Source organism: Mesorhizobium erdmanii USDA 3471, assembly GCF_000472705.1.
GTDB lineage: Bacteria > Pseudomonadota > Alphaproteobacteria > Rhizobiales > Rhizobiaceae > Mesorhizobium > Mesorhizobium erdmanii.
The window spans coordinates 472,220-497,006 of record NZ_AXAE01000005.1; the positions used below are offsets into that span (position 1 = coordinate 472,220).

General features: G+C 63.5%; 21 protein-coding genes. 14 read left to right on the forward strand and 7 right to left on the reverse strand.

Annotated elements, in window-relative coordinates; genetic code table 11:
* The first annotated feature begins 100 nt into the window (after positions 1–100).
* The 5 genes from A3AU_RS0102270 to A3AU_RS1000000139470 all read left to right on the forward strand — a co-directional run bounded on the left by A3AU_RS0102270 (position 101) and on the right by A3AU_RS1000000139470 (position 4,971).
* Positions 101–838, forward strand: a complete 738-nt coding sequence (locus A3AU_RS0102270) for a dienelactone hydrolase family protein (RefSeq protein WP_027051350.1) — start codon at positions 101–103, stop codon at positions 836–838.
* 189 nt (positions 839–1,027) lie between these two features.
* Entirely contained in the window at positions 1,028–1,588 is a 561-nt protein-coding gene (locus tag A3AU_RS0102275; protein ID WP_027051351.1) for an RNA polymerase sigma factor, read from the forward strand.
* 2 nt (positions 1,589–1,590) lie between these two features.
* Positions 1,591–3,711: a VWA domain-containing protein gene (locus tag A3AU_RS0102280; RefSeq protein ID WP_027051352.1), complete on the forward strand. Its 2,121-nt coding sequence runs from the start codon at positions 1,591–1,593 to the stop codon at positions 3,709–3,711.
* Between the two features lie 161 nt (positions 3,712–3,872).
* On the forward strand, positions 3,873–4,568 hold the full coding sequence (locus A3AU_RS0102285) for a glutamine amidotransferase-related protein (protein ID WP_027051353.1): 696 nt from the start codon (positions 3,873–3,875) through the stop codon (positions 4,566–4,568).
* 55 nt (positions 4,569–4,623) lie between these two features.
* Positions 4,624–4,971, forward strand: coding sequence for a hypothetical protein (locus A3AU_RS1000000139470; protein WP_244277592.1), 348 nt, complete (start codon positions 4,624–4,626; stop codon positions 4,969–4,971).
* Positions 4,972–4,981: 10 nt separating this feature from the next.
* Here A3AU_RS1000000139470 and bmt read toward each other — a convergent pair whose 3' ends face one another.
* Together bmt and A3AU_RS0102300 are read right to left on the reverse strand one after the other, a co-directional pair.
* Complete coding sequence (bmt, locus tag A3AU_RS0102295) at positions 4,982–6,004, reverse strand: betaine--homocysteine S-methyltransferase (protein ID WP_027051355.1); 1,023 nt, start codon at positions 6,002–6,004, stop codon at positions 4,982–4,984.
* 106 nt (positions 6,005–6,110) lie between these two features.
* A complete protein-coding gene (locus A3AU_RS0102300) occupies positions 6,111–6,968 on the reverse strand; it encodes a helix-turn-helix domain-containing protein (protein ID WP_027051356.1) in 858 nt (285 codons plus the stop codon).
* Between the two features lie 230 nt (positions 6,969–7,198).
* Between A3AU_RS0102300 and A3AU_RS0102305 the strand changes: the two genes are divergently transcribed.
* Together A3AU_RS0102305 and A3AU_RS0102310 are read left to right on the forward strand one after the other, a co-directional pair.
* Positions 7,199–8,209 carry a fatty acid desaturase gene (locus tag A3AU_RS0102305; RefSeq protein WP_027051357.1) on the forward strand — a complete coding sequence of 337 codons (1,011 nt, stop codon included), beginning with the start codon at positions 7,199–7,201 and terminating at the stop codon, positions 8,207–8,209.
* Between the two features lie 93 nt (positions 8,210–8,302).
* Positions 8,303–9,130 carry a phosphate/phosphite/phosphonate ABC transporter substrate-binding protein gene (locus A3AU_RS0102310; protein WP_027051358.1) on the forward strand — a complete coding sequence of 276 codons (828 nt, stop codon included), beginning with the start codon at positions 8,303–8,305 and terminating at the stop codon, positions 9,128–9,130.
* Here A3AU_RS0102310 and A3AU_RS0102315 read toward each other — a convergent pair.
* The 3 genes from A3AU_RS0102315 to A3AU_RS0102325 all read right to left on the reverse strand — a co-directional run bounded on the left by A3AU_RS0102315 (position 9,095) and on the right by A3AU_RS0102325 (position 14,681).
* Positions 9,095–10,450 carry a M24 family metallopeptidase gene (locus A3AU_RS0102315; RefSeq protein ID WP_027051359.1) on the reverse strand — a complete coding sequence of 452 codons (1,356 nt, stop codon included), beginning with the start codon at positions 10,448–10,450 and terminating at the stop codon, positions 9,095–9,097. The genes A3AU_RS0102310 and A3AU_RS0102315 overlap by 36 nt on opposite strands.
* Before the next feature lie 9 nt (positions 10,451–10,459).
* Positions 10,460–13,030: a GcvT family protein gene (locus tag A3AU_RS0102320; RefSeq protein WP_027051360.1), complete on the reverse strand. Its 2,571-nt coding sequence runs from the start codon at positions 13,028–13,030 to the stop codon at positions 10,460–10,462.
* Positions 13,031–13,103: 73 nt separating this feature from the next.
* Positions 13,104–14,681, reverse strand: coding sequence for a trimethylamine methyltransferase family protein (locus A3AU_RS0102325; protein ID WP_027051361.1), 1,578 nt, complete (start codon positions 14,679–14,681; stop codon positions 13,104–13,106).
* Between the two features lie 257 nt (positions 14,682–14,938).
* On the opposite strand from A3AU_RS0102325, the gene A3AU_RS0102330 reads away from it, so the two are divergent.
* The 7 genes from A3AU_RS0102330 to A3AU_RS0102360 all read left to right on the forward strand — a co-directional run bounded on the left by A3AU_RS0102330 (position 14,939) and on the right by A3AU_RS0102360 (position 22,362).
* On the forward strand, positions 14,939–16,120 hold the full coding sequence (locus tag A3AU_RS0102330; RefSeq protein ID WP_027051362.1) for an MFS transporter: 1,182 nt from the start codon (positions 14,939–14,941) through the stop codon (positions 16,118–16,120).
* The gene (locus A3AU_RS0102335) at positions 16,117–17,292 is read left to right on the forward strand and encodes an MFS transporter (protein ID WP_027051363.1); all 1,176 of its coding nucleotides are present in this window, start codon (positions 16,117–16,119) and stop codon (positions 17,290–17,292) included. The genes A3AU_RS0102330 and A3AU_RS0102335 overlap by 4 nt, the downstream gene beginning before the upstream one ends.
* Before the next feature lie 72 nt (positions 17,293–17,364).
* The gene (locus A3AU_RS0102340) at positions 17,365–19,428 is read left to right on the forward strand and encodes a prolyl oligopeptidase family serine peptidase (protein WP_027051364.1); all 2,064 of its coding nucleotides are present in this window, start codon (positions 17,365–17,367) and stop codon (positions 19,426–19,428) included.
* A 153-nt stretch (positions 19,429–19,581) separates the two neighbouring features.
* Positions 19,582–19,707 (forward strand): capsid protein, encoded by a 126-nt coding sequence (locus A3AU_RS0102345; RefSeq protein WP_081709415.1) that lies wholly within the window; start codon positions 19,582–19,584, stop codon positions 19,705–19,707.
* A 50-nt stretch (positions 19,708–19,757) separates the two neighbouring features.
* The gene (locus tag A3AU_RS0102350; protein WP_027051366.1) at positions 19,758–21,137 is read left to right on the forward strand and encodes an aspartate aminotransferase family protein; all 1,380 of its coding nucleotides are present in this window, start codon (positions 19,758–19,760) and stop codon (positions 21,135–21,137) included.
* Between the two features lie 133 nt (positions 21,138–21,270).
* Positions 21,271–21,657, forward strand: coding sequence for a hypothetical protein (locus A3AU_RS0102355; RefSeq protein ID WP_032916719.1), 387 nt, complete (start codon positions 21,271–21,273; stop codon positions 21,655–21,657).
* A 60-nt stretch (positions 21,658–21,717) separates the two neighbouring features.
* The gene (locus A3AU_RS0102360; RefSeq protein ID WP_027051368.1) at positions 21,718–22,362 is read left to right on the forward strand and encodes a cytochrome c oxidase assembly factor Coa1 family protein; all 645 of its coding nucleotides are present in this window, start codon (positions 21,718–21,720) and stop codon (positions 22,360–22,362) included.
* Positions 22,363–22,663: 301 nt separating this feature from the next.
* Here the strand turns inward: A3AU_RS0102360 and mmsB are convergent, their stop codons facing one another.
* Complete coding sequence (mmsB, locus tag A3AU_RS0102365; protein ID WP_027051369.1) at positions 22,664–23,548, reverse strand: 3-hydroxyisobutyrate dehydrogenase; 885 nt, start codon at positions 23,546–23,548, stop codon at positions 22,664–22,666.
* 26 nt (positions 23,549–23,574) lie between these two features.
* Positions 23,575–24,741 (reverse strand): isobutyryl-CoA dehydrogenase, encoded by a 1,167-nt coding sequence (locus A3AU_RS0102370; protein ID WP_027051370.1) that lies wholly within the window; start codon positions 24,739–24,741, stop codon positions 23,575–23,577.
* Positions 24,742–24,787 lie beyond the last annotated feature (46 nt).

The following is a 24,787-nucleotide window of genomic DNA, read 5'->3' on the forward strand; positions in this document are numbered from 1 at the left end:
ACGCGATCCCGCACGAAATCTTGACCGACAGGCTCATGGAACGCCTTGCCGTGGCGGCTCGCGCGGATATGTATCGCGCATCTGATCAACGGAGCAGGCAATGACGAAGCAGGACCTTCAGATCAAGACCCGTGACGGCGTGGCGAAGGCGGGCCTGTTCCGTTCGGCCAAGGCTTCTCCGGCGAAGGCCGGTGTCATTCTCTACCAGGACGCGTTCGGTCCGCGCCCGGCGCTCGATGGCATGGCCGAGCGGTTGGCGGGCGAGGGCTATGCGGTGCTGGTGCCGGACCTGTTCCATCGCAACGCGCCTTACGGGCCGTTCGATGCCAGGACGGCTTTTACGGTAGAAGAGACGAAAGTGGCGCTGATGGCGCTGGTCACCGGCACGACGCAGGAGATGACCATCAGCGACAGCGCCGCCTTTCTCGATGCGCTGGCCGGCGAAGGCGTTACGGGTCCGATCGGCACCGTGGGCTATTGCATGGGTGGCGCGCGGGCGCTGAACGCCGCCGCGAGCTACCCGGACAGGATCAGGGCCGCCGCCAGCTTCCATGGCGGCAATCTGGCCAGCGATGCCGCCGACAGCCCACACCGCAAGTCGGCGTCCATCAAGGCCCGGGTCTATGTCGGCATGGCCGGCGTCGACAGGAGTTTCCCGCCGGAGCAGTCGACCCGGCTGGAGGAGGCGCTGCGCAATGCCGAAGTCGACCATGTGCTGGAGAATTATGTCGGCATGGCGCATGGCTGGTGCGTGCCGGACCATGGCGTGTACAACGAAGCCGGCGCCGAGCGGCATTGGCAAAGGCTGATTGCGCTGTTTGCGGAGACACTAGGATAAGCGATTGTGCCGTGAGTAAGTCCAGCTTGGTAGTGAAGTAGAGCAGGCTTTCGAAAGTCGCGCTGCCCCTCATCCGCCGCTTCGGGGCACCTTCTCCCCATGAACGGAGAGAAGGACAGGAGTGCTCGCCAAAAAAATCTTTGCATCACCCCAAGGATCAGCCATTAGCCTTCGTCCAACAGGCAAATGATGGCAATGATGCTGGATGAGAGCGAAGCCTCCGACGCCGAACTGATCGGGCGGGCGAAGGGCGGAGACAGGGGGGCCTTCGGCACATTGCTGGAGCGCCACTACGACTTCGTCTATCGCGCCGCCTATCGCTGGTGCGGCAAGAAAGCGGATGCCGAAGACATTGCCCAGGAAGTCTGCGTCCGGCTCGGCAAGGCGATCCGCGACTATCGCGGTGGCGGCGCTTTCACGACATGGCTCTATTCCGTGACGATGAACGCGGCGCGCGACACGATGCGCAAGACCGCGCGCGAGACGGTCAAGACCGCGGCCTATGGCGTCCATGCGCTGATTTCGGGCGAGGCCCCGGCCGAGAGCGAGGATCCGGCAGAGGCGCTGTGGGCCGCGGTGCGGCAATTGCCGGACAAGCAGCGCGACGCCGTGCTGCTGGTCTATGGCGAAGGCTTGAGCCACGCGGCCGCCGCCGAGGCTATGACGATCTCGGAGACGACGGTTTCCTGGCACATCCATGAAGCGAAGAAACGGCTGAAGACGCTGATGCGCTCGGCCGGGGAAGTGTGACCATGGTCGACGACAACGAACTCAGCAAACTGCGCGACGCGGCAGTGCCGGCACCGGGCGAGAGTGCGAAGGCGCGGGCCTTCGAGGCCGCCCTGCGCGCGTATGATCAGGAAAATATTTCCGCCGCCACCCAAGGATCGGTCGGCGGCCTTCGTCTCACAGAGCGAGCACAACAGCTCTGGAGCGAGATCATGCAAAAGAAACTCATTGCCACGCCGGCCCTTGCCGGGCTCATCGCCCTGCCGATCGCCGGATACGCCACCTTCCATCTGCTGAGGGAACAGCCGCCCAAATTCGGTGGCGACGAAAAGATCACGGAGACGCTGGCCGACAAGCCGGCGACGCTGAAGCCGACCGGGGCGGAGACCGATGTGAAGCAGGCTCCCGCCGAGCCGGCCAAGGACAAGAAGGCCGACGCGGATGTCGAGAGCCGCGACGCTACGGAAGTTCTGGTCGCGCCGACCGCGCCGCCGAAGTCCGAATCAACGATCGCCGGTGGCTCCGCTCAGCAGGATGCGCTCGGGCGCGGCATAGTGGCCGAACCGGCACCGCCGGCGCCGACGGGTGAGTTCGCACTCGATGGCACCGCCGCACCCAGCACGTCGCGGGTCGCCCGCATGCCCGCCGCCGAGTCCAAACTGATGGCGCCGCGGCCGACCATGGCACCGGCGGATCAGATGGCGCCGCAGGAGGAGAACCGCAACCGCGTCCAGGATTTCAAGACCAATCCGGTGCATGCGGCGCTCGAAGATCCGGTCTCGACTTTCTCGATCGATGTCGACACCGCCTCCTATTCCTTCGTGCGCCGTTCGCTGAAGGAAGGCTCCGTGCCGCAGGCCGACACGGTGCGTGTCGAGGAGATGATCAACTACTTCCCCTACGACTGGAAGGGACCGGACTCGGCCTCGACGCCGTTCAACTCGACCGTCAGCGTCATGCCGACGCCGTGGAACGAGCACACCAAGCTGATGCATGTCGCCATCAAGGGCTTCGACATCAAGCCGACCGAGCAGCCGAAGGCCAATCTGGTGTTCCTGATCGACGTCTCGGGCTCGATGGACGAGCCCGACAAGCTGCCGCTGCTCAAGTCGGCATTCCGGCTGCTGGTCGGCAAGCTGAAGGCCGACGACACCATTTCCATCGTCACTTATGCCGGCGAAGCGGGCACGGTCCTGGAGCCGACCAAGGCCTCCGAAAAGGACAAGATTCTCAATGCTATCGACAATCTGACACCCGGCGGCAGCACGGCCGGCGAGGCGGGCATCAAGGAAGCCTATAGGCTGGCGCAAAAATCCTTCGTCAAGGACGGCGTCAACAGGGTGATGCTGGCCACCGACGGCGACTTCAATGTCGGCCAGAGCGACGACGATGATTTGAAGCGCCTCATCGAGCAGGAGCGCAAGTCGGGCGTCTTCCTGTCCGTGTTCGGCTTCGGCCACGACAATCTGAACGACCAGATGATGCAGACTATTGCCCAGAACGGCAACGGCACCGCTGCCTATATCGACACGCTGGCCGAGGCCGAAAAGGTGTTGGTGGAGGATGCCTCCTCGACGCTGTTCCCGATTGCCAAGGATGTGAAGATCCAGGTCGAATTCAACCCGAACAAGGTCTCGGAGTATCGGCTGATCGGCTACGAGACCCGGGCGCTCAACCGCGAGGATTTCAACAATGACCGCGTCGACGCCGGCGACATCGGTTCGGGCCATTCGGTCACCGCGATCTACGAGATCACGCCGAAGGGCAGCGGCGGCGAGCAGATCGACCCGCTGCGCTACGGCCAGGCCACGGTCAACAATGGCGGCGTCGCCAATGCGGACGAGTATGCCTTCGTCAAGATCCGCTACAAGCTGCCGAACGAGGACGTCTCGAAGCTGATCACCACGCCGGTGACCTCGGCCAACGAGGTGACGTCCTTCGACCAGGCCAGCACCGACCAGCGTTTCTCCGTCGCCGTCGCCGCCTTCGGCCAGAAGCTGCGCGACGAGGATGCCACCGCGAAGTTCGGTTACGACAAGATCATGGAGATTGCCACCGCCGCCCGAGGAGCCGACCCGTTTGGGTACAGGTCCGAGTTCCTTTCGCTTGTGCGTCTTGCCTCGGCGCTGGGCGGTAACCGGTAGTGGCAATACTGCCGGTTCCTTTCAGACGGGGGTCGTTCTGACACGGGAGCCGGCCTACGGGCGGGTGAGGCAGGCCGGCGAGGGGTTCATTCCCTTGCCGGCCTTTTTTCGTTGCGCGGCTGCCTTGCACCACCCATTCTGGCGAGATGAAAGGCGAAGCTATGAAGAAACGCATTGTCCTTGTGCGGCACAGCGACGAGCCCGCAGACGACCGTGTGTTCGCCTACCTCCAGCAGAACGGCTATGAGCCAGTCTTGCGCCGCGCCTTTGCCGGAGAGGCGCTCGACGCTGACGATACCGTCGCAGGCGGCGTGATTTATGGCGGCATGTACAATGTATATGACACGTCGCTGCATCCGTTCTTGCTGGACGAATACCGGTTTATCGACTTCTGCATGAATGCCGGCATCCCCTTGCTCGGCATCTGCCAGGGCGCGCAGCAGATTGCTTGGCTTCACGGCGCGCATGTCGGTCCGCCGGCAAGCGGTGTGCATGAGTTTGGCTGTTATCCACTTTACCCGGCTGAGGGCGCGGAAGATTTCCTGCCTGCGCCGATCCATGTGACACAGTCACACTGGCATGGGTTCGAACTGCCGGAAGGCGCCCAGCACCTTGCCTCGAGCGCCCTGTTTCCCAATCAGGCTTTTCGGATTGGCGAAAAGGTCTACGGCCTGCAGTTCCATGCGGAAGTAACCCCAACCGGATTTCAGCGTGTGCAGAACCGCCCGACAGCGAATTACGACAAGCCGGGCGCACAAACTCGCGAGGAGCAGGATCGCCTCTTGAGTCTGCATGATGCGGCGCAAGCGGCCTGGTTCGATGGCTTCCTGCGGAAGCTTTTTCCGCCGTTGATTTAGCTGCCCCGACGATGGTGGGATCGCCGGTTTGTGGCGATCTGCGGGGATCGTTAAATTGCGCGGCATTTCCGGTACCGGATCGCAACTCCCTGTTGCTACATCGGTCATGTCTAAAGGCTTGAGGGAGCCGGAATTGCAGATCACGACTATCGCCAACTCGCCATCGCCGGCACGCGACACTTCGGCGGTTTCATCAGCCCCGTCAGCAGAAACCAGACGCATCGGCGATGACGTCGCCCAGGCGCGCAAGACCGCCATGTCGGCGCTGACCAACGACCGCTTCCGCGCCATGCTGGAACACATCACCGATCCGGCTTCATCAGGCGCGCTGATGACGATGCGCGGCGACAACGTGGTCGATTTCAAGTCGGCGCAGTCGAGCTACGCCGACAACAGCGAATAATCAAAAAGCTCTAGCCCCGGCCCCGGCGCCGTTCGCGGCGGGCTTCGCTTGTCTCGGCCGTGTTTTCCGTCGCCACCTTGTTGCGCATCGGACCGATGCGCTCGACGATTGCCGCAACTGTCGGACGATCCGCCTTGGTGTGGGCATCGAGCGCTTTGCGCATGGCGGCAAGGTGCTGAAACGAGGTGCCGCAGCAGCCGCCGACGATCTTGGCGCCGGCATCGACGGCCAGACGCACATAATCGGCCATCAGTTCCGGCGTGCCGGAATAATGGATTTCGGTGCCGCGGAATTCCGGGATGCCGCAATTACCCTTGACGATGACCGTCGCCTGCGGCTTCGCCTCGGTCATGTCGAGCAGCGATGCCAGAATGTCGGAGGCGCCGACGCCGCAATTGGCGCCAACGCCGAGCGGGGCTTGCGCCAAGCCGTCGACGACGCCGTGGATGTCTTTCGGCAGCAGGCCCATCATGGTGCGGCCGGCGGTGTCGAAGGAGCCGGTATAGGTGTAGGGCAGGCCAACGCGTATGGCTGCTTCGGCGGCGGCACGGATCTCGTCGGGCGCCGACATGGTCTCGATCCAGGCGACTTCGGCTCCGCCTTCCTTGAGGCCCTCGATCTGCTCGGCAAAAGCGTCGACCGCCTCGTCATAGGTCATGGCGCCGAGCGGCACCAGCAATTCGCCGGTCGGGCCGACGGAGCCGGCGACGATCACCTTGCGCCCGGCCTTGTCGGCGACGGCCCGCGCAATCTCGGCGGCGCGCTTGTTCAGCGCGTGCACACGGTCCTGCGCATGGTGGAGTTTCAGCCGATGACGGGTGCCGCCAAAGGAGTTGGTCAGGATGATGTCGGCGCCGGCATCGACGAAGTTCTGGTGCAGGCTGGTGATGGTGTCGGGGGCTGTCTCGTTCAGCAGTTCCGGCGCCTCGCCGGCCTCCAGGCCCATCGCGAACAGATTGGTGCCGGTGGCGCCATCGGCCAGAAGCACGCCCTTTTCAGCCAGCAGGGCATCGATCGGATTGGTCGTCGTCATCATATTGGCTTTCGTGTTTCGAATTCGAATAAGGATATAAAGAAGTCTTTATGTCTAGTCAATGATTTGCGGGCGACGACCCGGTCGATACGGCGATGGCCATCGATCAGGCAGAGCCCGACGGAAACGACATGCCGGCCAGATTGCGCGCGAAGGCGGCGGCCTCGTGCGGATTGACGTCGGCGGCACGGATCAGATTGTCGAAATGCCGGGTCAGCGCCTGCACCGGCTGCGTGGCGTTCAGCACCACATACATGTCGCCGACATAGATGGCGGCACGGTAGGGGCCGAAGATGGTCAGCGGGATCGAATAGCGCATGCGGCCGTCATAGAGGAACAGGCGAAAGGTGGGGTAGAGATCGTCGAGCAGTGTCGCCATATGGGCGAGTTGCTGGCGGCGGTCTGCCTCCGAAAAGCGGTCCCAGACGCCGAGGCCACGCGCAAAAATCTCCAGCGTGTGGCGCGGCATGCAGACTTCCATGTCGGTTTCCGGGCGCCGGTTGTATTCGATGCGGTACTGGGTTTCGCTGGCCTGGGCCAGGCGGCTCCTGTTGGTGATGTTGGCCTCGTAATCGACCAGCGCGCGGGTTCGCAGGAGGTCGGGAATGCCGGCCGGCACATAGCGGATCTTGGTGCCCGCGGCCTCGGCGAACCACTTGGCGAGCAGGGTGCGGTCGAAACCGTCGGGCGCTTCCTCGATCTCCAGGCTTTCGCGGATTTCGCCGGTAACGCCTTCGTCCTGGCTGAGGCCGAGCAGCCAGTCGAGCGACACCTTGAATTCGGCTGCCATGTTGAGCAGCGTCTCGGCGCGCGGCAGGCGTGTCGATGCACCCGACATCAGCTGCGACAGTGCCGAACGATCGATGCCGACAGCTGACGCGAATGCCGACTGGTTGAGGTCGGAGCGTGTCAGGAGCAGCTTCAGGCGCTCCCGAAAGATTGCTGACAGGTCCCGTTTGTCCATCGCCATGCTCCGCGAATCCTGAGGAAAAATTTGCGCCGAACTGGTCCAGCGTGGCGTCTTAGGCGTAAATGAATCCCTAAGACTGTTTACAATGTGTAACATGTGCGGTTAAAAATGCGCAATCGCAACATTTTGTATACTTTGTCGCGTTGAGTGGAATCGCTTCTCCTGACACTATACTGTCAGGAACCATTGGGGGTTCCGGCGACTGAGGGGCAGTGGTCGATAGCATGACAGGCAAGAGCATCAAGCGACGCAGCACACCGGCCATCGAGTGGCCGACCACGGCTCTCGCTTTCTTCTGTTACGGAACTTGGCTTGCCATCGGTTTCCTGCTCTGGCCTTCCTATCCCATCGTGGCGCTCTTTCTCCTCGGCTTTGTCCTGGCACTGCAGTCGTCGATCATGCATGAAGTGCTACATGGTCATCCGACGCGCAGCACGCTGGTCAACGAGGCCTTCGTCTTCCTGCCGATCGGCCTGGTGTGGCCGTTCCGGCGCTTCAAGACGCTGCATTTGCGCCACCATGCCGACGAGCGGCTGACCGATCCGCTCGACGATCCCGAGAGCTACTATCAGGCGCTCTGGCAGCATGACGAGTTGCCGCCGACGATGAAATTCCTGCTCAAGATCAACAACACCATGGCCGGCCGTTTCTTCCTCGGCCCCTGGCTGTCCTGCATCGGCTTCTTTATCGACGATGCCAAGGAGATGATGGCCGGCGACAAGGCGATCCGAAAAGCCTGGCTGCTGCATGCGATCGGCCTCGCCATTGTGGCGCCGATCGTGCAGTTCGGCTTCGGCATTCCGCTGTGGCTCTACATTCTGGTGCCGGTGTGGCTCGGCCAATCGCTGATCGCGATCCGCACCTTCGCCGAGCATCAGTGGTCCGAGCACCCGGAAGGCCGTACGGTGATCATCGAGCGCTCGCCGCTGTCGCTCCTGTTCCTCAACAACAATCTGCACTTTGTCCATCACAAAGCCCCGACGGCGGCCTGGTACAGACTGCCCAAGCTGTTTCGCGAGAGCCGCGACGAATGGCTGCGGATGAACAATGGCTATGTCTATCCAAACTATTTCGCGCTGATCAAGGCCTACGCCTTCAAGGCGAAGGAGCCGATCGTGCACCCGGTGCTGCGGCGCGCACCCGAGCACGGCCGGGCTTTCAAGCCGCGTATCCGGGCGCACAGCATCAATGGGCTCGGCACCGCGCCGGTGCCCGCCGAGCCGCCCAAGGAATAAGTCCGGGCAACCCAGGGTCCCCGAGTCGGCCAATTCTGATTGGACGGCGCGTTTTTGCGATCCTTTCTCCAGACATGATGATTTGATATCGGCATGAGCGAATTGATTGCGGCGTTGCCGATGTATGACTGGCCCGAAGTTCGCGACGCTATCGACGCGCAGTGGGCGCTGCTGCGCGATGCCCTCCGGCAGAGGGGCGTGGATGCGCCTGAAGCCATCGTTCGCCGCAATGGTGACCTGCCTGCCGTGCCTGGCGGCATCCATGACGCCGCCGGAAACCTGATCGCACCCGATCCCGCGACCTTGCCACCTGACGAACTGGACTTCCACAAGCTCTGGCTGCATCCGGCTTTGCTGTTCGCGCAGACCTGCTGGGGGCCCATGGAACTTGGCCTGTCGCAGCATGTCCAGGTGATCGGCCAGCCAAGCTACGACGCCTATGAAGGCGGGCAAGGCGAACTCTATTCCAGCGCGCTGGTGATGCGGGCAGGCGAGGGTGACGAGGTTCGGTCGCCAGCCGATGGCAAGGCCGTGCTTCCGCTTGATCGCATCCGTGGCAAGCGCTTCACGTTCAACAGCCTGGATTCCATGTCGGGCATCATCGCGCTGACACGCGACCTGAAAGCGGCCGGCGAAACCCTCGATATCTTTTCAACGCGCGGCGAAAGTGGCGGCCATCGCGGCTCCATCGTCACCGTGGCCGAGGGCAGGGCGGATGTCGCGGCTATCGACTGTGAAAGCTGGGCACTGGCGCAGCGTTTCGAACCAGCGGCTCGGAAAGTGGTCATCGTCGGCTGGACGGCACGGCGCAAGGGCCTGCCGTTCATCACGGCCAGGACGACGCCGGAAAAGACAGTTCAAGCCATGCGCGAAGCCCTTGCCGGCCTAGCCCAGCAGCCTCGCATCCAAAGGGTAGGTTGAAAGCTGCTCGTTGCCGGTCTCGGTGATCAGGATCTGCTCCTCGATCTTGACGCCTTCGCGCCCACCGAGCCTGCCGATATAGCTTTCCACGCACAGGACCATGCCTGGTTCGAGCACGCCGTCGGGTGTGTCTGAAGTCCAGTCGCTGGCATGCGGCAAGGTCGGGTATTCGTCGGCCAGGCCGACTCCGTGATAAAGCACGCCATAACGGGTCGGGAAGCAGTCTCCTGGCGGCACCGCCGAGCGCTCGACCAGGTCGCGGAACGAAATGCCGGGCCGCATCAAGTCGGTGTTGTGTTCGATCTGGTCGGCGGCGATACGGAACAGATCGCGCTGTTCATTGGTCGGCTCGGTATCGCCGCACAGCCAGGTGCGCGACAGGTCGGCGCAGAAGCCGTAAGGGCCGATCAGGTCGGTGTCGAAGGCGACGAGATCGCCGGCCTCGATTTTTCGCGATGAGCACTCCTGGAACCACGGATTGGTGCGCGGTCCCGACGCCAGCAGCCGGGTCTCGATCCATTCGCCGCCGCGCGCGATATTGCCGCGATGCAGTTCCGCCCACAGCTCGTTCTCGGAGATGCCCGGCTTCAGCGCCTGTTCCATCTCACCCATCGCCGCTTCGCAGGCGACGATTGCCCTGCGCATGGCGAGGATCTCATCCGGCGATTTGATCAGCCGCGCATTTTCCATCACCGCTTCGCCATTGCCGATGGAGATGCCCAGGCGCGCGAGTTCCTCGACGCCTTCGGGATTGAGGTGGTCGACAGCGATGCGGCTGTTGCCGCCGCCATGCTCTCTCACCAGATCGGCGATGCTTGTGGCCCAGCGGCGGACTTTCTGCTCGGTCAATTCGCCGCCATAGAGATACATCCACGACACCGCCGGGCGTACCTCGTCGACGACCCCGGAGTGGTCGGACAGATGCTCGCAGGAAAAATAGTCGAACAGCACCACCGGCCCGTCGGCGGCGACGAAACAATGCCGCGTCGGATTGTGCGCCACCCACAGCTGCATGTTGGTCGAATCGGTGGCGTAGCGGATGTTGACGGGGTCGTAGAGCAGGGCGCCGGCATAGCCGCGGCGCTTCAGCTCGGCGCGGATGCGCTCCAGCCGGTATTTGCGCATCGCCGGAAGATCGGGGGCGGCAATGCCTGCCGCCGCCCATTCCGCTTCAGCCTTGGCGCCATAGCCCAGCACATGCTGGTTGAGTGACGCCGCCTTCTGGCGGGAGGCGTCACGCAGGGCCTCGATCGAGCCTGGCTCGAACGGCATGATCTTGCGGTGGCGGCCGAAGCTTCCCTTTGGCGCCGCGCTGTCCATGACCGAGCCTCAGGTCCGCATCTTCTCGCCGCTCGGGTCGAAAGGCGCCTCGACATTGATGCGGGCCGGGCGGCGATGTCCGAGGATTTCGATCTCGAACAGGCCGGCGCTTTCATCCTCGGCAAGGGCTGCCGGAACATAGCCCTGCGCCATCGACTTCTGGACGTAGTGGGCATAACCGCCCGAGGTGACCCAGCCGACGACGCGCCATTCGCCATCGACGATGCCGCGCACGGCGGATGCGCCTTCGGCAGCCTTGGAGCCACGTATTTCCTTGCCGGCTGTGTCGAAGCGCGGTGCACCGTAGCCATGCGGTTTTTCCACCGTACCATAATCCTTGCTGACCTTGGCCCAGATCGGCTCGTCGCCCATGACGTCGGCGTCGGCGGCGTCGACGATGAAGGAGACACGGCGCAGTTTTGGCCCTTCAGCCTGTTCCTTGGCGGCGGCCTCGCGGCCGATGAAGTCGTTCTTCTCGAGCTTGATGAAGCGGTCCATCGAACCTTCGAACGGCCCGTAGATCGGCCTGAGCTCGCGGAACCAGGTCGGGAAGTTCTTTTCGAGGCGCATCGATAGCAGGGCTCGCATGCCGAAATCGACCAGGCCGAATTCCTCGCCGGCGTCCTTGATCGCCTTATAGACAAGGCGCTCATAGGCTGGCGCCATCCAGATCTCGTAGCCAAGATCGCCGGTATAGGTGATGCGGTTGACCAGGCACGGCGCGCCGCCGACCGCCATCTCGCGGAAATCCATGAAGCGGAAGGCCTTGGTCGAGATATCGACATCGACCAGCTTCTGCAAGAGATCGCGTGATTTAGGTCCGGCGATCGACAGGCCGACCAGCGTCTGGTCGAAGCGATGGATACCCACCGAGCCGTCCTTCGGCAGGTGCTTTTCGAACCAGCGCATGTGGTATTTCTGCGCGGCGGAAGAACCCCAGATCATGAAGCGGTCTTCGCCGGCCTTGGCGATGGTGAAGTCGCCGATCAGCTTGCCGAATTCGTTGATCATCGGCGTCAGCACGATGCGGCCGGTCTTCGGCATGCGGTTGGTCATCAGCCGGTTGAGGAACTCTTCCGCGCCCGGTCCCGACACTTCGTATTTGGCGAAGTTGGCGATTTCGGTGACGCCGACGCGCTCGCGCGTGGCCCGCACTTCCTCGCCGATCGGCCCGAAATCGTTGGAGCGGTGGAAGGAGACGATGTCCTTCGGTTCCTTGCCCTTCGGCGCGAACCACAGCGGCGTTTCGAGACCCCACGAGTCGCCCATGACGGCGTTGTTGGCCAGCATGGTGTCGTAGAGCGGCGTCGTCTGCGCCGGGCGTGCCGCCGGCAGTTCCTCATTGGGGAAGCGGATGGAGAAACGACGCGAATAGTTTTCGCGCACCTTGGCGTTGGTGTAGCGTAGGCCGGCCCATTCGCCGAAGCGGGCGACATCCATGCCCCAGACGTCGAAGCCGGGATCGCCATGCACCATCCAGTTCGACAGTGCGAGGCCGACGCCGCCGCCCTGGCTGAAGCCGGCCATGACGGCGCAGGCGCACCAGAAATTGGTCAGGCCCTGCACCGGGCCGACCAGCGGGTTACCGTCGAGCGCGAAGGTGAAGGGACCGTTGATGATCTGCTTGATGCCGGCCTTTTCGATGCCGGGGAAATGCTTGAAGCCGATTTCCAGCGACGGCGCGATGCGGTCGAGATCAGGCGGCAGCAATTCATGGCCGAAATCCCATGGCGTGTTGACCGGCGACCATGGCTTGCAGGCCTTTTCGTAGGTGCCGAGCAGGATGCCGTTGCGCTCCTGGCGGGTGTAGATCTCGCCCTTGAAGTCGAGCACGCCGATCATTTCGCGGCCGGTCGACTTGTTGAACTCCTCGACCTCCGGCATCGGCTCGGTCAAGAGGTACATGTGCTCCATCGCCAGCACCGGCAATTCGACGCCGACCATGCGGCCGATCTCGCGCGCCCACAGGCCGCCGCAATTGACGACATGCTCGGCATGGACCGTGCCCTGTTCGGTGACGACGTTCCAGGTACCGTCAGGCTGCTGCGTCAGGTCGACGACGCGGTTGCGCAGCACGATCTCGGCGCCGAGCTTTTTGGCGGCCTTGGAGTAGGCGATGGTCGTGCCCGAGGGGTCGAGATGGCCTTCGACTGGGTCCCACATGGCGCCGACGAAGTTGGTCTCGTCCATCAGCGGGAACATCGCCTTGGCTTCGGACGGGGTGATCAGCTCGGTGTCCATGCCGAGATAGCGGCCCTTGGCGTGGGCAAGGCGCAGGAAGTCCATGCGCTCGGGCGTGTCGGCCATCATAACGCCGCCGGTCAGGTGCAGCGAGCAGGACTGGCCCGAGATCTCCTCGATCTCCTTGTAAAGCTGCACGGTGTAGGCCTGCAGCTTGGCGACGTTGGGGTCGCCATTCAGCGTATGGAAGCCGCCCGCCGCGTGCCAGGACGACCCGGAGGTCAGCTCCGAGCGCTCGATCAGCATGATGTCGGTCCAGCCGGCCTTGGCCAGGTGGTAGAGAACCGAGCAGCCGACGACGCCGCCGCCTATGACAACCGCTTTTACGTGGGATTTCATGAAGATAGGTCCGTTTTTGCGTAGATTGAATCAGATGTGTCGACCGACCGCGCGCTGCAGCGCGGCATGCCGATCAAAAATCGGTCGGCGCGCCGCCTTCGGCCGTGCGCTTCTGGACGAAAGCGTTGAGCTCCTCGCGGATCGCCGGATCCATGTAGGGCTCGTCATACGATGCCAGCCGCTCCTTCCAGACCTTGTTGGCTTTTTCCAGCGCCGTCGGCGAGCCGGCTTCGGCCCAGGTCTCGTAATTACGCCAGTCGGAAAGGATCGGCGAGTAGAACGCGGTCTTGTAGCGGTCCTGCGTATGCTGGGTGCCGAAGAAATGGCCGCCCGGGCCGACCGACTGGATGGCGTCGAAGCCGAGCGCTTCCTCGGACAGGTCGAGCGGGGTCAGGAATTCGGCCACCATCTGCAAGAGATCGATGTCGAGAATGGTTTTTTCGTAGGAGCAGCGCAGCCCGCCTTCCAGCCAACCGGCACCGTGCATCATCATGTTGCCACCGCCCTGGATCGCGCCCCACAGCGAAAAGACGCTTTCATAGGCCGCCTGTGCGTCGACGGTGTTGGCGGCGCAGGTGTTGGAGGTGCGGTAAGGGATGTTGTAGCGGCGGGCAAGCTGGCCGCCGACAAGCTGCGCCTTCATGTATTCGGGCGTGCCGAAGGCCGGTGAACCGGACTTCATGTCAACATTGGAGGTGAAGCCGCCATAGCCCACGGGAGCGCCCTTGCGCACCATCTGGGCAAAGGCGATGCCGGAAAGCGCCTCGGCATTCTGCTGCACCAGCGCGCCGGCGATGGTCACCGGCGCCATGGCCCCCGACAGGGTGAAGGGCGTGACGACAACGACCTGGCCCTTGCTCGACATCTGGATGATGCCTTCCATCATCGGCACGTCGAGCTTGAGCGGCGAGTTGGTGTTGATGATGGTGAAGACGGACGGTTCTTCCAGCATCTGCTCGTGGCTGATGCCGCGTGCGATGCGGGTGATCTCGATGCCGTCGACATTGCGCTCCTTGCCGAGCGAATAGATGTGGAACACCTTGTCGGTCAGCATGGCGAGGTCGCGGATGCATTCGAGGTGGCGGACCGAGGGATGGATGTCCGTCGGCTCGACCGGATAGCCGCCCGTGCAGTTCAGGATGTTGTGCATCTGCGCCAGGCGCAGGAAATTGCGGTAGTCGGCCTGGTTGCCTGGCCTGCGGCCGCGATCGATATCCGAGCAGTTGGGCGCCGAAGCCATCATCGACAGGATGACGTTGTTGCCGCCGAACCGCAGATTGTGCGCGGGGTTGCGGGCATGCAGCGTGAATTCCGACGGGCAATGCGAGACGAGCTCGAGGATCATGTCGCTGTCGAAGCGCACGCGTTCGGAGCCTTCGCGGACGTCGGCGCCATGCGCCTTCATGATACGCCGTGCCTCGTCATGCAGCACGTCGACGCCGATTTCCCTCAGCACGCGCAGCGAGGCAAGGTGGATCGATTCCAGCTCGTCGTCCGACACCAGCTTGGTCGGCGTCAGCGGGTTTCTCAACTGGCGGAAAGCCGGCTGCTCGAAGGCGGCCGAGCCGCCGGCGCGCTTGCCGGCGCGGCCGCCACGGCGGGCACGGTCGGGTGCCTGGGCCGATTCCAAGGATTGTAGGGCGGCGGTCATGATGGTCCTCATGCGGTACGAATAGCGGGCGGCATAATGGACCGGCGGCAGTCTGGTCATTGCGGAGGCGGCGACCACTAGGGCGAGGGAAGCGACATGCCCGAACGGCAGTTGCACGGCGGGCGGCATTCGCCTGATCGCCGGCCGTTTGGCGCAAGTGGATTTCCCTTGCCGGCCCTTTCTTTCCCCGGATTGAACCAGTAGCAGTGGCCGTTGCCGGCCGGGAGGTCTGCCGGCACCCCAGATGGAATGATGGCATGGTGGCAACCGGCTCGAGCGAAGGCGAAGCGGGAACGCAGTGGGCAGCGCTCGCCGGCGTCACCGCCGCACTTGCCATGTTCGGCGCCGCGCAAGGGCTCAGTTCGCCGCTGTTCACGCTTCTTATGCAAAAGCAAGGCATGTCGCCCGGGCTGATCGGCCTGTCGGCGGCGATGATGCCGCTCGGGCTCATCCTGTCCGCATCGTTCGTGCCGGCGGCTGTCCGGCTGATCGGTGCGCGCAACCTGGCGGTCGGCTGTTCGCTGATCGGCGCGCTGTGCTTCCTGGCGATCGGCTATCTGCAGAACTGGGTGGCCTGGTACATCATCCGCTTCATCATCGGCGTCGTCATCAACCCGCTCTATATCCTCGGCGAGGTTTGGGCGTTGTCGCTGGCGCCACCTTCGCGGCGCGGCCGGGTGATGGGCGTGTTCAACACGCTGATGGGCGCCGGATATGCCGCCGGCCCCTTCACCTTGACCTTTGTCGGCACATCGGGATGGGCGCCCTTTGGCGTGGGCATCGGCGGCTTCATGCTTTGCGCGGTCATTCTGCGCCTTGTGTCTTCGAAACTCACCGGGTTCGAGGATGACGGGCAGCCCGCCGGCAGCTTTGTCGGTTTCGCCCGGCTGGCGCCGGCGCTGCTGCTGGCCGTGCTGGTCTCGGCCGCCGTTCAGCAAAGCACCTATGCGCTGGTTCCGGTCTTCGGCGCCGGCTATGGCCTGCCCGAAGCCGTGCTCGCCGCGCTGGTAATGGCGCTGTCCCTGGGCAACATCCTGCTGCAGATCCCGCTCGGCCTGCTCGCTGAACGGTTCGGCGGCCGTCCGATGATCCTTGCCTGCGCGGTAGCGACGGCAATCTGCGCGGCGCTGCTGCCGCTGCTGATCACCACGCCCTTGATCTGGGGTGTGCTGCTGGTGATGGGCGCGGTCGGCTACGGCGTCTATACGATGGCCCTGGTCGAACTCGGCAGCCGCTTCAAGGGCACGCTGCTCGTCACCGGCAACGCGGCCTTCGCCTTGCTGTGGGGCGTCGGCGGCGTTGTCGGCCCGCCGGGTGCCGGGCTGCTGATGCAAGGCATCGGTCCGCTGGGACTGCCTGTTGTGATCGCCGGCCTCGATGCCTTGCTGGTGATCTTCGCGCTGTATCGTTCATCGATCCGCCGGAGCGTGCAGGCATGACCTCGATCGACCCGGGCACCCGTGAAACGGGAATGCAGTGGGCCGCGATCACCGGCGTGATCGCGACCGTCTCGGTGTTCGCCATCGCGCAGGGGCTGTCCTATCCGCTGTTGAGCTTCATCCTGCAGCGCCAGGGCGTCTCGCCGGCGATGATCGGCCTGTCGGCGGCGATGACACCGATCGGCTTCATCATCTCGTCGCCGCTGATCCCCGGGCTGGCGCGGCGGTTCGGGGCGGGGCGCACGGCGCTTACCTGTGCTGCGCTTTCGGCTGTCGTGCTGGCGCTGATCGGCTGGACGCAGAATGTCTATCTCTGGTTCCCGCTGCGCTTGCTGATCGGCGTGGTGACCAACCCGCTCTATGTTTTGAGCGAAATCTGGGTCATCGCATTGGCGCCGCCGGCCATGCGCGGCCGCATCATGGGGGTCTATTCGACGATCATCTCGGCCGGCTTCGCGACCGGGCCGCTTTGCCTGCTTGCCGTCGGCACGCAGGGGTGGCCGCCCTTCCTCGTCGGCATCTGTGCCTTCGTACTGTGCGGCATCTGCCTGGCGTCGGTGCTGCCGCGCCTGCCGAAGGTGGATGAGGCCGGTCATCAGGTTTCCGTCCTGGGCTTCGTGCCGATGGCGTGGCTGCTTCTGTTCGCGGTCATCGTGGCCGCGGGTTTCGAACAGGGGGCGCTGGCCTTGCTGCCGGTCTATGGCAACCATCACGGCATCGCTGAAGTCCGCATGTCGGCGCTGCTGTCGATGATGATCGCCGGCAATATCGCCATGCAGGTGCCGCTTGGGCTGCTAGCGGAGAGGCTGACCGCGCCCCTCGTTCGGTTTGCCTGTGTTTCCTTGACCGTGCTCGGATGCGCGCTGCTGCCGTTTCTCATCGAAACGCCGCTGGTCTGGCCGATGATCTTCGTCTGGGGCGCGGTCTCCTACGGCATCTACACGATGTCGATCATCGAGCTTGGCGAGCGCTTCACCGGCTCGACCCTGGTCGCCGGCAACGCAGCCTTTTCCCTGATGTGGGGTGTCGGCGGCATAGCCGTGCCGCCGCTGGCCGGCAGCGTCATGGACATACTGGGTGCAGAAGGCCTGCCGATCACGCTTGGCCTGCTGTGCCTCGTCCTGGCGGTCGCGAGTGTTGCTGGTCGACGGAAAACCGAATCCTTGGCCTAGGCGCCGCAGCTATTGAATATCGGACACGGCATGTCGATGTAGCATGCCGAAGCATTGCCCATCGGAGATTCCATGACCAAGCCCATCACCAGGCCGGAAGCCGGCACCGCGGACCCCTTCCTCTGGCTGGAGGACAGGACCAGCAAGCAGTCGCTCGACTGGGTGCATGGCCAAAACGAGATCACTGTCGGCGAATTGCAGGGCGATCCGTCCTATCAGGCGTCTTTCCAGACGGCGCTCGACCTGATGACGGCCGAGGACAACATCGCCGTCGGTGCCGCAATCGCCGGGCATGTCTACAATTTCTGGCAGGACAAGACCAATGCGCTCGGCCTGTGGCGCCGCACGACGGTCGCCTCCTACAAGACCGAGAAGCCTGTCTGGGAAACGATCATCGACTTCGACCAGCTTGCGGCGAAAGAGGGGATCAAGTGGGTGTTCAGCGGCGCCAGCCGGCTTTATCCGGATTTCAGCCGCTGCCTGCTGTCAATGTCGCCGGACGGCGGCGACGCCAGCGAGATGCGCGAGTTCGACATCGAAACCAGATCGTTCATCGAGGGTGGATTTCACGCACCGGCCTCGAAGTCGGGTTTTAGCTGGCTGGACAAGGACACGGTCATCGTCTCGGCGGCGTTCGAGGAGGCCGACAAGACCGAGTCCGGCTATCCACGCGTGATCAAGCTTTGGAAGCGCGGCACGAAGCTCGAAGACGCAACGCCGATCTTCGAGGCAAAGACCGAAGATCTCGCCGCTGGAGCCGGCGTCGAGTTCGACGGCGAGAAGCGGCACGTGTTTCTGGCGCGGGCACTCGATTTCTTCACATCGCACAGCTTCCTGCATCTCCCGTCCGGCGAGAACAGACGCGTTCCGCTGCCCGACGACGCCACCGACACTTCGCTTTTCAAGGACCAGCTGTTGTTCGGGGTGCGCACCCCATGGACGGCGCCGGACGGCACTGTGTGCCAGCCGGACGGGCTTTACTCGCTCGATTTCGCGCATTGGATCGAAACCGGCAGTTTCGGCGCCATCGAGACCCTGTTGGCGCCAGCCTATCGCGTATCGATCGCCGGCATTGCCCGTACACAGGACCGGCTGTTCATCAGCCTGATGGACAATGTGCGCGGCAAGGTCGTCGTCTGCGAGCGCGGGGATGGTGCCTGGTCCAAGAAGCCGGTCGCGCTGCCTGAGAACGGCACCGTCGGCATCAGCCATGCCGAGCATTTCGGCTCAAGCGTTTCCTTCTCCTTCACGGATTTCCTGACGCCGAGCTCGATCATCTGGTCGGATGACGATGGCGAGACGCTGGAGACGGTGAAGTCGCAGCCGGCGCGCTTCGATGCCTCCCCGCTGATCTCGGAGCAGTTCGAGGCGCGCTCGAAGGACGGCACGATGATCCCGTATTTCGTCGTCAGGCGGCGCGACCAGAAGGGGCCGGTGCCGACTCTGCTCTATGGCTATGGCGGGTTCGAAGTGCCGCTCTTGCCCGGTTATGCGGGTGTGCGCGGCAGGTTGTGGCTGGAGAAGGGCAATGCCTATGTGCAGGCCTGCATCCGCGGTGGCGGGGAGTTTGGACCGGCCTGGCATCAGGCGGCACTGAAAGGCAACCGGCAGAACGGTTTTGACGATTTCGCCGCGGTGGCCGAGGACGTCGTCAGGCGTGGCATCGCGACAGCTCGATCGCTCGGCATCCAGGGTGGCTCGAATGGCGGCCTGCTGACCGGCGTGTCCTTGACGCAGCATCCGGAACTGTTCGGTGCCGTCATCATCGAGGTGCCGCTGCTCGACATGTTGCGCTACACCGAATTGCCGCCCGGCGCGTCATGGATGGCCGAATATGGCGATCCGTCGAAGCCGGAAGACGTCAAATGGCTGTCGGCCTATTCGCCTTACCAGCACGTGCAGGCCAACGCGGCCTATCCGCCGGTGCTGCTGACCACCTCGACCGCCGATGACCGCGTGCATCCCGGCCATGCCCGCAAGATGGCGGCCCGTCTGCAGCAGGCCGGGCATGCCAGGACACTGTTCTTCGAGGAGACGGAAGGCGGGCATGGCGGGCGCGGGGACCGCCGGCCGCAGGCGGCGCAGACGGCGATGAAATATGTCTTCCTTCAACGGGCTCTCAGCACTGAGGCGTAAAGCGCGTCGCGACGCGCTTTACGCCATTGTTCTTTGTGCGTGTCGATCCCCTAGAGCCGGGATCACTTTCAGGGGACATGCATTGGACGTATTCCGTCATGGCCAGGCAAAGGGTGGTTCACCTCGGCCAGCCTTTGCTCTAAGGTGCGCTCCATGGCTCCTGCTATGACCTTCGTCTGCACGTTCGGGGTCGCGGTGACACCGTCACCGCGCACGCTGCGCGCGGAGCTTTTGCGGCTGTGCGCCCGCATCGGTTATTCGCCGCCTGTCAGCCTCTGATGCATTCGCCCCGGCGCCTGCCGGACTGAATCCAGAAGAGAGATCCAGACATGACCTATCAGAATTATTCGCTGAAGCAGCTTCAGCAGATCGACGCCGCGCATCATCTTCATCCCTTCACAGACCACAAGGAATTGCGCGAGGCGGGTTCGCGCATCATCACCCACGCCAATGGCCCGTTTATCTACGATTCCGAAGGGGCCGAGCTGCTCGACGGCATGGCCGGCCTGTGGTGCGTCAACATCGGTTATGGCCGCGACGAACTGGCCGAGGCCGCCTATGCGCAGATGAAGGAGCTGCCCTACTACAATTCCTTCTTCAAATGCTCGACGCCGACACCGGTGCTGTTGTCCAAGAAGCTGGCCGAGATCGCGCCGAAGAACGTCAACCAGGTATTTTATGGTTCCTCCGGCTCGGAGGCCAACGACACCGCCTTGCGTCTTGTCCGCCACTACTGGGTGATCGAGGGCAAGCCGGAGAAGAACCGCGTCATCTCGCGCAAGATGGCCTATCACGGCTCGACCATCGCCGGCACTTCGCTCGGCGGCATGGATGCCATGCACAAGCAGCTCAACGGCGCCGTGCCCAACATCGTCCATGTGATGATGCCTTATGCCTACGAACTGGCGTTGCCGGGCGAAAGCGATCATGATTTCGGCCTGCGCGCGGCCAAATCGGTCGAGGACGCCATCCTCGAGGCCGGCGCCGACAAGGTCGCGGCCTTCATCGGCGAGCCGGTGATGGGCGCTGGCGGCGTCAAGATCCCGCCGGCGAGCTATTGGCCCGAGGTCCAGCGCATCTGCCGCAAATACGATGTGCTGCTGATGCTGGACGAAGTCATCACCGGCTACGGTCGCACCGGCGAATGGTTCGCGGCGCAGACCTTCGGCATCGAGCCCGATACCATCACCACGGCCAAGGCGCTGACCTCGGGCTATCAGCCGCTCTCGGCACTGCTGGTCGGCGACCGCATTACCTCGACGCTGGTCGACAAGGGCGGCGAGTTCAACCATGGGTACACCTATTCCGGGCACCCCGTGGCCTGCGCCGTGGCGTTGAAGAACCTGGAGATCATCGAGCAGGAAGGCCTGGTCGACCGTGTCAGGAACGACACCGGGCCTTATTTCGCCAAGGCCCTGCAGGAGCGCATCGCCGGGCATGACCTTGTCGGCGAGGTGCGCTCGATCGGCCTGATGGGCGCCATCGAGATCGTCAAGGACAAGGCGACCAAGGAACGCTTCCTGCCGTCGGGAAGTGCGGCGGTGACGGTGCGCGATCATGCCATCGCCAGCGGCATGATGCTGCGCGCCACCGGCGACACGATGATCCTGTCGCCGCCGCTGATCTGGACCCGCGACACGATCGACATGGCCTGCGAGCGCATCGGCAAGGCGCTGGATCTGGCGCAAGCGGATTTGCGCAAGCGCTGAGCGCGTGCCTTGACCGGGCGTTTCTGCAAGGGAACGCCCGGCGTCGGGAAACATGCTGTGACGGTCGGGAACCAATCCCTCCGCGCGTAGTTTTGTGTGGCGGCAGCCCTCCGGCTGCGACAAGGGTGTGTTCATGAGAAAGACCGGCAAGAGCCGACGCGTGCGCGAATCGGCCAGCATTGGCGCGGACCTTATGCTGGCGCCCATGGTCGCGATGATGCGCCTGCCCTTGATGGCCAGGGATGCCAGGAGCGGCGAACCGTGGAGCACCGAGACGGCAAGGGCGATCAGCGAGAAGGCCGTTGCGATGGCTGAAGGAGCGCTCGCCGCGCAAATGTCATTCATGCAATCGGCATCGCGTTTCTGGCCGGAGGTCCTTTCCGGCCGCACGCCGTCGCTGTTCAACGGCATCGCGGCGGAACGGTCGATCGGCGCTGCGCTGAAGCCGGCCAGCAAAGCCGTGAAGGCGAATTTTCACCGGCTTTCTTCAAAGGGCCAAAAAGGCCCCGCGGAACTTTGATTTTGCGCCTTGTCGAGATGATGCGCTAAAGTCATCCGGTATAGGCACCGTGGGGGCATCATGGCCGGACAACCGCTCAACCAGCCGGCCGAAATCCCGGCCGAACTCGATCGATGGAACTGGGGCGCCTTCTTTCTCAACTGGATCTGGGGCATCGGCAACAGCACCTTCATCGCGTTGCTGGCGCTGATCCCGGTCGTCAACCTCGTCATGATCTTCGTGCTCGGCGCACGCGGCAGCCGCTGGGCGTGGCAGAACCGTGCCTGGCGCGACGCTGAGCAGTTCCGCAAGACGCAGCGCAACTGGGCGATCGCCGGGCTTGCCGTCTGGGTGGTCAGTATCGGGGGGTGCGCTGCAACCGTCGGCAGCGTCCCGTTCATGCTCAAAGGCAGTGATGCCTACCACATGACCATGGACGCCGTGCGCGCCGACACCCGGGTGAAAGCCGCCATTGGTGACGATTTGGCCGATAATTTCTGGGTCGGCGGCAGCATCAACATCAATGCCAACGGTAGCGGCGCCGCTCAGTTCAGCATCCCGGTCCATGGCGCCAAGGGGAAGGGCACCGTCTTCTCCAATGCCGTGCGCACTGCCGGCGTCTGGAGCCTGCGTTTGCTCGTTGTCAGAGTGGATGGGGTGGATGCACCAATCGTGCTGACCAACGAAGATCACGTGCCAATCCCGAACGCGGCGATCGGAATATAGACACCAGCCTGGATCGAGCGCTGCAGAAACGCAAAAACCGCGCTCCATCGGGAACGCGGCTTTTGCCAGATACGCATGGCGCTTCGCTACGCAAACAATTTGCGAAACTTATGGCACTTGTCGAAACTTACGGGCTCCGGTACGCGAGACCTTATCCGGAGCGCCGGGCGGATGCGATATGTCCGCCTCGCCATCCGTTTTATAGGGACATCGTTACCGCGGAGTTATCGAGAGATTAAGCAAATCTAAATTTGCGGGTTTTCTGTCAGCTTGGCCCGGAAAAGCCCATCAAATCCGCTGGTTACGCGGGGTTATCCCTGAGAAAATTAATTATGCCGGAGAAATCCACGCCGCCATGCCCCTGGGCATTAAACAGGGCGTAGATTTGTGCGGCCTCGGCGCCAAGTGGGGTCACGGCGCCCGCGCCAAGTGCTGCTTCCTGGGACAACTTCAGGTCTTTCAGCATAAGCGCGGCGGCAAAGCCCGGCCTATAATCCCTGTTGGCGGGGGAGGTGGGCACCGGGCCGGGCACCGGGCAATAGGTGGTCAAGGACCAGCACTGGCCCGACGAGGTCGAGGCGACGTCGAACAGCGCCTGATGCGAGAGGCCGAGTTTCTCCGCCAGCACGAAAGCTTCGGCAACGCCGATCATCGAGACGCCGAGGATCATGTTGTTGCAGATCTTCGCCGCCTGGCCGGCGCCGTCGCCACCGCAATGGACGATGCGCCCGGCCATCGGCTTCAGGATCGGCTCGGCGGCGGCGAAGGCATCGTCGGAGCCGCCGGCCATGAAGGTCAATGTGCCGGCCGTGGCACCGCCGGTGCCCCCCGAGACGGGTGCATCGATCGACTTGAGGCCATGCTTCGCGGCGACGGCATGCGCCTTGCGCGCCGATTCGACGTCGATCGTCGAGGAGTCGATGAACAGCGCACCCTTCTTTGCCTTGGGAGCGATGTCTTCATAGACCGACAGCACGTGCTTGCCGGCCGGCAGCATGGTGATCACGACATCGGCGTCCTTCACCGCCGCCAAGGCATTCGCCATGATCGTCACGCCATGTTCTTTGGCGACGGTGAGATTCTCCGGCACCAAATCGAAACCATTCACCGAATGCCCCGCCTTGACCAGGTTCGAGGCCATTGGATTGCCCATATTGCCAAGGCCGATGAAGGCGATCGTCGTCATTGTCTCACTCCCGAAGTTTGCTGGCGTTACCGGCCGATCAAGGCCCGCGCGATGATGACGCGCATGATCTCGTTGGTGCCTTCGAGGATCTGGTGGACGCGCAGGTCGCGCACCAGTTTTTCGATGCCGTAATCGTGCAGATAGCCGTAGCCGCCGAGCAGTTGCAGCGCATCGTTGGCGACCTTGAAGCAGGTGTCGGTGACGAAGCGCTTGGCCATCGCCGACCATTTGCCGGCATCGGGCGCCTTCCGGTCGAGCTTCGAGGCCGCCGCATAGAGAAAGATCCGCGACGCCTGCAGCTCGGTCTCCATGTCGGCCAGCCGGAACTGCAAGGCCTGGAACTGGTTGATCTTGGAGCCAAAAGCCTTGCGCTCGGCGGTGTAGGACAGTGCCTTGTCGAGCGCCGATTGCGCGCCGCCCAGCGAACAGGCGGCGATGTTCAACCGGCCGCCGTCGAGCCCGGCCATGGCGATGCCGAAGCCGGCGCCTTCACCCGACAAGAGGTTTTCCGCCGGCACTTTGCAGTCCTCGAAAATGACCTGGCGGGTCGACTGCATGTGCCAGCCCATCTTGTGTTCGTTGGCGCCGAAGGAGAGACCGGGCGCATCCTTGGGCACGACGATGGTGGAAATGCCTTTCGGCCCGTCGGCCCCCGTGCGCACCATGACGGCGTAGACATCGCTGTCGCCGGCGCCCGAGATGAACTGCTTGGCGCCGTTGAGCACATAGTCGCCGCCGCTCTTCACCGCGCGCGTCTTGAGCGCCGCGGCATCGGAACCGGAGCCAGGCTCGGTCAGGCAGTAGCTCGCCAGCCATTCCATTGAGGTCAGCTTCGGCAGGAAGCGCTGGCGCTGCTCGTCATTGCCGAAGCGGTCGATCATCGAGGCCACCATGTTGTGGATCGAGATGAACGACGAAAAGCCCGGATCGGCGTGCGACAGCGCCTCGAAGATCAGCACGGCGTCGAGGCGGCCGAGCGCCGAGCCGCCGACATCGTCCCTGACATAGATGCCGCCGAGGCCGAGCGGCCCGGTCTCGCGGATCACATCGGCGGGAAAGTGTTTCCTGCGGTCCCAGTCGAGCGCACTCGGCGCTACCCGATCGGCGGCGAAGGCCTGCGCCATCTCCTGGATGGCGCGCTGTTCCTCGTTGAGTTCGAACTGGCTGGTGCTCGCATCGACCGCGGCGTCCATGGCGTGCTCCCTTGAATGCTGGCCAGATGGTCCGCTGGCCTGTCGT

Excerpts from the sequence above, each read along its gene's own strand:
- A3AU_RS0102350 (WP_027051366.1), top strand. The coding sequence starts at position 19,758 with ATGACCTATCAGAATTATTCGCTGAAGCAGCTTCAGCAGATCGACGCC.
- A3AU_RS0102340 (WP_027051364.1), top strand. The coding sequence starts at position 17,365 with ATGACCAAGCCCATCACCAGGCCGGAAGCCGGCACCGCGGACCCCTTC.
- A3AU_RS0102300 (WP_027051356.1), bottom strand. The coding sequence starts at position 6,968 with ATGGACAAACGGGACCTGTCAGCAATCTTTCGGGAGCGCCTGAAGCTG.
- A3AU_RS0102345 (WP_081709415.1), top strand. The coding sequence starts at position 19,582 with ATGGCTCCTGCTATGACCTTCGTCTGCACGTTCGGGGTCGCGGTGACA.
- mmsB (WP_027051369.1), bottom strand. The coding sequence starts at position 23,548 with ATGACGACGATCGCCTTCATCGGCCTTGGCAATATGGGCAATCCAATG.
- A3AU_RS0102285 (WP_027051353.1), top strand. The coding sequence starts at position 3,873 with ATGAAGAAACGCATTGTCCTTGTGCGGCACAGCGACGAGCCCGCAGAC.
- A3AU_RS0102305 (WP_027051357.1), top strand. The coding sequence starts at position 7,199 with ATGACAGGCAAGAGCATCAAGCGACGCAGCACACCGGCCATCGAGTGG.
- A3AU_RS0102275 (WP_027051351.1), top strand. The coding sequence starts at position 1,028 with ATGGCAATGATGCTGGATGAGAGCGAAGCCTCCGACGCCGAACTGATC.
- A3AU_RS0102320 (WP_027051360.1), bottom strand. The coding sequence starts at position 13,030 with ATGAAATCCCACGTAAAAGCGGTTGTCATAGGCGGCGGCGTCGTCGGC.
- A3AU_RS0102270 (WP_027051350.1), top strand. The coding sequence starts at position 101 with ATGACGAAGCAGGACCTTCAGATCAAGACCCGTGACGGCGTGGCGAAG.
- bmt (WP_027051355.1), bottom strand. The coding sequence starts at position 6,004 with ATGACGACGACCAATCCGATCGATGCCCTGCTGGCTGAAAAGGGCGTG.
- A3AU_RS0102310 (WP_027051358.1), top strand. The coding sequence starts at position 8,303 with ATGAGCGAATTGATTGCGGCGTTGCCGATGTATGACTGGCCCGAAGTT.
- A3AU_RS0102280 (WP_027051352.1), top strand. The coding sequence starts at position 1,591 with ATGGTCGACGACAACGAACTCAGCAAACTGCGCGACGCGGCAGTGCCG.
- A3AU_RS0102315 (WP_027051359.1), bottom strand. The coding sequence starts at position 10,450 with ATGGACAGCGCGGCGCCAAAGGGAAGCTTCGGCCGCCACCGCAAGATC.
- A3AU_RS0102355 (WP_032916719.1), top strand. The coding sequence starts at position 21,271 with ATGAGAAAGACCGGCAAGAGCCGACGCGTGCGCGAATCGGCCAGCATT.
- A3AU_RS0102360 (WP_027051368.1), top strand. The coding sequence starts at position 21,718 with ATGGCCGGACAACCGCTCAACCAGCCGGCCGAAATCCCGGCCGAACTC.
- A3AU_RS0102330 (WP_027051362.1), top strand. The coding sequence starts at position 14,939 with ATGGTGGCAACCGGCTCGAGCGAAGGCGAAGCGGGAACGCAGTGGGCA.
- A3AU_RS0102370 (WP_027051370.1), bottom strand. The coding sequence starts at position 24,741 with ATGGACGCCGCGGTCGATGCGAGCACCAGCCAGTTCGAACTCAACGAG.
- A3AU_RS0102325 (WP_027051361.1), bottom strand. The coding sequence starts at position 14,681 with ATGACCGCCGCCCTACAATCCTTGGAATCGGCCCAGGCACCCGACCGT.
- A3AU_RS0102335 (WP_027051363.1), top strand. The coding sequence starts at position 16,117 with ATGACCTCGATCGACCCGGGCACCCGTGAAACGGGAATGCAGTGGGCC.